Here is a 7,007-nt window from a genome sequence, read left to right as displayed (position 1 = left end):
CGGACAGCATGCTGTCCGAATTCCCTGCTCCACCCCCGAAGGGGCAGCGACTCGCGGTCGCCTTCTTTTGCTTCCTTTTCTTGGAGAGACAAGAAAAGGAAGTGGCCCGCCGGGGCCAGTCCCGGCTTGTCTCTTCGAAGAGCCACCCAGATTGCATCACCGGAGACACTCCGTCGCCCTGGATTCCCGCCTTCGCGGGAATGACAGAGATGATGTACCTCCGCACACACTCCGTCGCCCTGGATTCCCCTTGCAGGGCGCGTACTGACTTGCACGACAGTAGCGTTATACGGTTGGACAGCATGCCGTCCAGATTCCTTGCAAGACGCTGCGCGGGAATGACAAGCCGGTCGTGCAAAAGTGCGCCGGACAGCATTGCAAAAAAAAGCCTCCCCCCGGAGCAAAAAGCACTCCCCGCAATCCAAGTTTCAAGAACCGGCTGATACACCTCAATACGAGCGTGATTATGAATGCTACCTTGTACCAACAACCCCGCACCGCCATTCCCCATGCGCCGAACCGCCCTCTATAGCCGTGGCAGCAGACCGGCCGCAACACAGTCTGCCGAAATCCCGGAACCCGCCCCGGATTCATCCAGCGACACGTCCCGGGATGCGCTCGGGGCACCGGCACCGAAACCGCGCTCGCGGGTGCGCGCCCTGCTGGCCCGCTGGCCGCGCACCGTATTTGTGCTGTGCGGCGCGCTCGGCGCGGCAATGGTGGCCGCACTATTCGTGGGCATCAATCCGTTGCCGTACAAGTTGACGCAAAAGGATATCGATCTCGCCGTTATGCGCACGCTGGAAACGGCGGTGCTTCCCTCCCCCGCGACACGGGCGTATGCAGCCGTTCTGCCGTCGGTGGTGCGCGTCACCGGCTATAACAAGAAGGAAAAAGGCGAAGAGCACCCGAATGGCGTCGGCACCGGCGTCGTCATCGTCGACAAGGGATTGATCCTGACCAACCTGCACGTGGTGCAGGGTTCCGAGCGCCTGAAAATTACCTTCGCCAACGGCATGGAAACCGGCGCATCGGTCGTCAATACACAGCCTGAAAACGATCTCGCCGTATTGCAGGCGGATACAGTGCCGGACGACCTTGTTGCAGCCACCATGCGTTCCACCGACAAGCTGGTGCCGGGCGACCATGTATTTGCGGTCGGCTTTCCGTTCGGCATCGGTCCGTCGCTGTCGGCCGGCGTGGTGTCGGGTCTCAAGCGCAACTACAAGTCGCCCGAAGGTGAGCAGGAATTAAGAAACCTGATCCAGTTCGACGCGGCAGCCAATCCGGGCAATTCCGGCGGCCCGCTGATCACCGCCGAAGGCGAGGTGGTCGGCATCATCACCGCCATTCTCAATCCGACCGAGCAATCGGTATTCATCGGTATCGGCTTCGCGGTACCCATCGAAAACGCGGCGGCCGCGGCCGGCATGCCGCCTTTCTGAACACTGAAAAGGAAACAATGGATACTCAATACGCGAATGGCCAGGGCGGCGCCGACGTACCGGCATTGATGGAAAGCATCTTGTATGAAGTGAAGCGGGTCGTCGTCGGCCAGGATCGCTTCCTGGAACGCGTCATGGTGGCGATGCTTGCACAGGGCCACCTCCTGGTCGAAGGCGTGCCGGGCCTGGCGAAAACCCTGACGGTGAAGACGCTGGCGCAGACGATCCGCGGCTCGTTCAAGCGCATCCAGTTCACACCTGACCTGGTGCCGGCGGACCTCGTCGGCACGCGTATCTATAACCAGCGCACCGGCGACTTCAGCACTTCGCTCGGACCGGTATTCACCAACCTGCTGCTGGCGGACGAAATCAACCGCGCCCCGGCCAAGGTGCAGAGCGCGTTGCTGGAAGTCATGCAGGAGCGGCAGGTCACCATCGCAGGCGACACCCACCGCGTGCCGGAGCCCTTCCTGGTGATGGCGACGCAGAACCCGATCGAAACCGAGGGCACTTATCCGCTGCCGGAAGCGCAGGTCGACCGCTTCATGATGAAGGTGCTGGTCGATTATCCGACCGACCAGGAAGAGTTCGTGATCGTCGAGCGCGTCACCGGCCCGTCGATCTCGGTCAATTCGGTGGCAACGACCGAGCAGCTGCATGCGCTGCAGGCGGAATGCCGGGAGGTGTATGTCGATCCATCGCTGATCCAGTATGCGGTGCGGCTGGTATCGGCGACCCGCGCGCCGGCCCGGCACGGCCTGAAGGATGTGGCGCGCTTCATCGAATACGGCGCCAGCCCGCGCGCCACCATCAACCTGATTGAAGGCGCCCGTGCGCTGGCGTTTCTGCGCGGACGGCGATACGCATTGACCGACGATGTGAAGGATCTTGCCGCCGATGTATTGCGGCACCGCATCGTGCTGACCTATGAGGCGCTATCGGAATCGGTCAGCACCGACAAGGTGATCGAACAGATCCTCGCCAAGGTGAAGGCGCCCGAAAAAATCCTGGAGTTCCATGCAAAACCTGTCGTCAACGCCTGACCATCTGCTGCGCCGCCTCGAATGGACGGTCATCCGCCGCCTGGACGGCCTGCTGCAGGGCGATTACCGCACGCTGATGCGCGGCGCCGGCATGGACCTGGCCGACCTGCGCGAATACCAGCATGGCGATGACGTCCGCCATATCGACTGGAACGTGACGGCACGCCTCCAGGTGCCCCATGTGCGCGAATACACCGAGGACAGGGAGATGACCGCCTGGTTTCTTCTCGATCTCAGCCCCTCGGTGGATTTCGGTTCCGGCGACGTGCGCAAGCGTGGGGTGTCCGCTGAATTCGTCGCCATCCTGGCCCGCCTGCTGACGCGCCACGGCAACCGGGTTGGCGCCATCCTCTACGGCAGCGGGGTGGAACGAGTCATCCCGCCCGGCAGCGGAAGGCGGCATGTATTGCACCTTCTCAAGCAAATGCTGGAACGGCCGGATGGCAGCGCCGGCGGTGAGACGAAATTGCTGGATCTGCTGCATGCCGGCGCCGGCATGCTGCAACGGCGCTCGACGGTGTTCGTCGTGTCCGATTTCATCAGCGCGCCCGGCTGGGAACAGTCGCTGGGGCAGCTGGTGCGCCGCCATGAAGTGACCGCGGTGCGGCTGTCCGATCCGCTGGAGAAAGATCTTCCCGACCTCGGCCTGCTGACGCTGGAAGATGCCGAGACCGGCGAGCAATTGCTGGTCGATACCCATGACGCCGGGTTCCGCCGGCGCCTGTCCGAACTGGCCGCCGAACGCGAAACGACGTTGCGGCAAACATTGGCGGCAGCCGGCGTGGATACGCTGGAACTGTCGACCGATGACAACCTGATCGAAGCCTTGCTGCGCTTCACCGATCTGCGCAAGCGCCGGGTGCGCGGCAGCGCGGGCAGCGGGCTCCCTGCACACTTGCGCCCGGCGCTGATGGAGTCGTAGGCATGAAATTCCTCTGGCCTGAAATGTCGTGGTTGTTGCTTCTGCTGCCGATGCTGATCGGCATTTATGTCCTGATGCTGAAGCGCAAAAAGAAAATGCAGGTGAAGTACGCCAGCCTCGGGCTGGTGAAACAGGCGATCGGTGCGAAGCAGACGTGGAAACGCCATCTTCCGCCGGCGCTGTTCCTGCTCGGCATCGGTGCGATGCTGTTTGCCGGGACCCGGCCTACGGCGGTGATGACGCTTCCCTCGCAGCAGCAGACGATCATTCTCGCGATCGATGTGTCCGGCAGCATGCGGGCGACCGACGTGAAGCCGAACCGGATGGTCGCGGCGCAGAATGCGGCCAAGGCATTCCTCAAGGAATTGCCATCGAACGTGAAGGTCGGCATCGTCGCCTTCGCCGGCACCGCCGCGGTGGTGCAGGCGCCGACACTGGCGCGAGAAGACCTGATCAGCGCGATCGAGCGTTTCCAGTTGCAGCGGGGTACCGCGATCGGTAACGGTATCGTACTGTCGCTGGCCGCGTTGTTCCCGGATGCCGGCATCAACCTGGACGGGGCCGATCAGAAAGAGATGCGCAGCCGCTCGATAGAAAAAGCGGGCGAGGCGGAAAAGAAGGATTTCAAACCGGTGCCGCCTGGTTCGAACACATCGTCTGCCGTCATCCTGCTGACTGACGGGCAGCCGACCACGGGCGTCGATACGATGGATGCGGCCCGCATGGCGGCTGACCGCGGCGTGCGTGTGTATACCGTCGGCGTCGGCACGGTGGCGGGCGAAACCATCGGCTTCGAAGGCTGGTCGATGCGGGTGCGGCTGGACGAGGAAACGTTGAAGAAAGTGTCCAACATGACCCACGCCTCCTATTTCTACGCCGGCACCGCCGACGACCTGAAGAACGTGTATGAATCACTCAGCACGAAGCTGGTATTCGAGAAGAAGGAAACTGAAATCACTGCGCTGTTCGCGCTGGCCGGCGCCGTGCTGGCGACCTTCGCCGCGGCATTATCGATGCTTTGGTTCAACCGGATCGTGTAGCCAGTCTCCGCTAGCCGATTTCCCCCGGGCGATACGCGACAACGTCCGGCGGATTGCCCATATCCTCATGACTTCGCCTGGATTTGCTTCTGCAGATCCAGGTATCGGGGAAGCCTTGCGCCGCCGAGCGCGACCGCCTGCTTGATCGCCGCCGCCGCCTCGTTCACCCTTCCCTTATCCAGCAAGGCCTGCGCAAGGTTGTTCCACGCGTCGGCGAACTCGGGATGCATGGTCGTCAGCTTCTCATAGGCCTTGATCGCCGCATCGAGATGGCCGAGGCTATAAGCGGTGTTTCCGGCGCCCAGCCACAATGTGCGATGCGCGGGCCATCGTTCCAGGCCGGTGGCATAGGCCGCTTTCGCGGCGGCGGGCGCGATGCGTTCCAGTGTCGCCGCCGAAGCCGCATAGGCATCCGGCTCGGCGCTCGCCGGCAGGCGCGTCGGTGGAAGGAGCAGCATGGCCCACTTGTCGGCCCGCGCCCATGTGCGCTCGAAGGTGTACAGCGACATCTCCAGTTTCTCGGTGCGGCCGGAATGAAGCTGCAGGGTATTGTTGTTACGGTCGAAGCCGATCACGACGGCGTAGTGCCAGACGGGCGCGAACGAAAATGAAAGATTCTGCAGGACGATGACCGGATTGCCAGCGGAGACTTCCTGCAGCAGCGTCTCGATGTTGGGCTGGAGCCGGTACGGCAGCAAGCCGTGGCGCCGTCCGGCAGCAAACATTTCCACCTGGAGCGAGCCCTGGCGTCCCGGCACATAGACCTGGTCGGCGAGCTGCTCCGGCTGCAGGCGCATGCCGGCGGCGCCGGCCGCCATGGCAAGCGCTGCGGGTCCGCAGTGGTAGTCTTCCTGCGGATGGAACGGGACGCCTGCGATCAGGGCCGATGCCGGCAGCGCATCCGGCCAGCGCTGCTGCAGCGACGCCACCTGCGGCGTCGCGCACCCGGCCAGCAAGGCAGCGCTGCAGACAAGTGCGGCCGCGATCGAGGCCGCACGTCGTTGTTGCAAAGTGCGGATCATCAACGGTTTATCGAACCGATCGGGTGAACGGGAAGATCTTCGTGAAGCCGAGAATGTCGGTCACCAGCAGGATAACGAAGATGGTGAACAGGACACCGAGGACGTCACCGCCGGCCGGCATCTGGTCGATGCGGCCAGCCAATTGCTGCACTTCGTCATCCGACAGCGTGCCGACACGGTCGATCGCCGCCTGGGGATCGACGCCCTGCGCTTCAAGCGATTTACGGATATCGTCCCGCGCCAGGAAACCGGTGATGCGATCACGCTCGGCGGCGGTTCCCGCCGTTATCGTTCCCGTGGCCTCCTCGGTGGAAACGATCGCTGCAAAAGCTTGCATCGGCATGGTGATGCTGGTCAGGCACACAATCAGGAAGGACGCGATAAACCGTTTGAAGTGGGACATGGTTTTCTCCAGGAAATGGAAGTGGTGTTAAAAACATATAGCAAAAAGAAATACGCCGTTGTCGCACGGCAATAGGACCTGGCGTCGACACGGCGCAGTTCAAATTACGTTTTACTAAGTTTTGCCCCTTTGATGTTGATGGATATCAGTATGGGCGACTAATGTTGAACATTTTGCTATCATCTCGCGCCGGATTTTGCACGGTTCCAGTGCGTCTTCCGGCAATTCAGCCGCTATCAACGCCCACCCGGAACTCACGGATGATCCGGACATCGTATCGACATTTCATTCCTCTGATCCGCCGAAGACGTCCAGGTCATATAGGGCACCACGGTTCACGGTAGCGAATATATAAACTCCCTATGCCATCTATAAATACTATTAATTTCTATATTTCATAGATCGCTGCTATTATCCCTCCATCCCTTTTCATCAACCAAGACGAGAGAGTATCTATGTCCCTGATCAATACCCAAGTCAAGCCGTTCACCGCCACCGCATATCACAACGGCAAATTCGTGCCTGTGACGGATGCCGACCTGAAAGGCAAATGGTCCGTGGTGTTTTTCTACCCTGCCGACTTTACTTTCGTCTGCCCCACCGAGCTGGGCGACCTCGCCGACAACTATGCGAAGTTCAAGGAACTCGGCGTTGAGATCTACGGCGTGTCGACCGACAGCCACTTTACCCACAAGGCATGGCACGACACATCCGAAACCATCGGCAAGCTGCAGTATCCGATGATCGGCGATCCGACCGGCACGATCACCCGCAATTTCGACGTGATGATCGAAGAAGACGGCATGGCACTGCGCGGCACCTTCGTCATCAATCCCGAAGGCCAGATCAAGCTGTGCGAAATCCATGACAACGGCATCGGCCGCGACGCCCAGGAACTGCTGCGCAAGGTGCAGGCAGCGCAATACGTTGCATCGCACCCGGGTGAAGTCTGCCCGGCGAAGTGGACTCCAGGCGCAGAAACACTGGCTCCATCGCTGGAACTGGTAGGCAAGATCTAAGTCAGCAGCACTTCAAAGTACGAGCTCCTTCCCCCTTGCAGGGGGAAAGGTTGGGATGGGGGTAGCGAGGTCGAGCCACCGCATGCGGTAGATCGACCGCACTACCCCCACCC

The 7,007-nt window shown here is 61.4% G+C and carries 7 protein-coding genes; 5 read left to right on the top strand and 2 right to left on the bottom strand.

Translation table 11 applies throughout. The annotated features are described in order from the left end of the window. Window positions 1-509 precede the first annotated feature (509 nt). From V7080_RS21920 to V7080_RS21905, 4 genes are read left to right on the top strand one after another with little or no spacing between them, the layout of a single operon-like run. Window positions 510-1,445: a S1C family serine protease gene (locus tag V7080_RS21920; protein ID WP_334190509.1), complete on the top strand. Its 936-nt coding sequence runs from the start codon at window positions 510-512 to the stop codon at window positions 1,443-1,445. Between the two features lie 17 nt (window positions 1,446-1,462). Beyond that, window positions 1,463-2,488: an AAA family ATPase gene (locus V7080_RS21915; protein ID WP_334190508.1), complete on the top strand. Its 1,026-nt coding sequence runs from the start codon at window positions 1,463-1,465 to the stop codon at window positions 2,486-2,488. Then, complete coding sequence (locus tag V7080_RS21910) at window positions 2,463-3,410, top strand: DUF58 domain-containing protein (protein ID WP_334190507.1); 948 nt, start codon at window positions 2,463-2,465, stop codon at window positions 3,408-3,410. The genes V7080_RS21915 and V7080_RS21910 overlap by 26 nt, the downstream gene beginning before the upstream one ends. Before the next feature lie 2 nt (window positions 3,411-3,412). Continuing rightward, window positions 3,413-4,450 carry a VWA domain-containing protein gene (locus tag V7080_RS21905; RefSeq protein WP_334190506.1) on the top strand — a complete coding sequence of 346 codons (1,038 nt, stop codon included), beginning with the start codon at window positions 3,413-3,415 and terminating at the stop codon, window positions 4,448-4,450. A 65-nt stretch (window positions 4,451-4,515) separates the two neighbouring features. Here V7080_RS21905 and V7080_RS21900 read toward each other — a convergent pair whose 3' ends face one another. Continuing rightward, window positions 4,516-5,472 carry a PA2778 family cysteine peptidase gene (locus V7080_RS21900; RefSeq protein ID WP_334190505.1) on the bottom strand — a complete coding sequence of 319 codons (957 nt, stop codon included), beginning with the start codon at window positions 5,470-5,472 and terminating at the stop codon, window positions 4,516-4,518. Window positions 5,473-5,479: 7 nt separating this feature from the next. Continuing rightward, the gene (locus tag V7080_RS21895) at window positions 5,480-5,875 is read right to left on the bottom strand and encodes a PA2779 family protein (RefSeq protein WP_334190504.1); all 396 of its coding nucleotides are present in this window, start codon (window positions 5,873-5,875) and stop codon (window positions 5,480-5,482) included. 455 nt (window positions 5,876-6,330) lie between these two features. Between V7080_RS21895 and ahpC the strand changes: the two genes are divergently transcribed. Beyond that, window positions 6,331-6,894: an alkyl hydroperoxide reductase subunit C gene (gene ahpC / locus V7080_RS21890; RefSeq protein ID WP_334190503.1), complete on the top strand. Its 564-nt coding sequence runs from the start codon at window positions 6,331-6,333 to the stop codon at window positions 6,892-6,894. Window positions 6,895-7,007 lie beyond the last annotated feature (113 nt).

This window comes from Noviherbaspirillum sp. (genome assembly GCF_036846085.1).
Taxonomy (GTDB): Bacteria; Pseudomonadota; Gammaproteobacteria; order Burkholderiales; family Burkholderiaceae_D; genus Noviherbaspirillum.
Note: the sequence above shows the minus strand (reverse complement) of the source record. Positions and strands in the feature narration are given on the sequence as shown.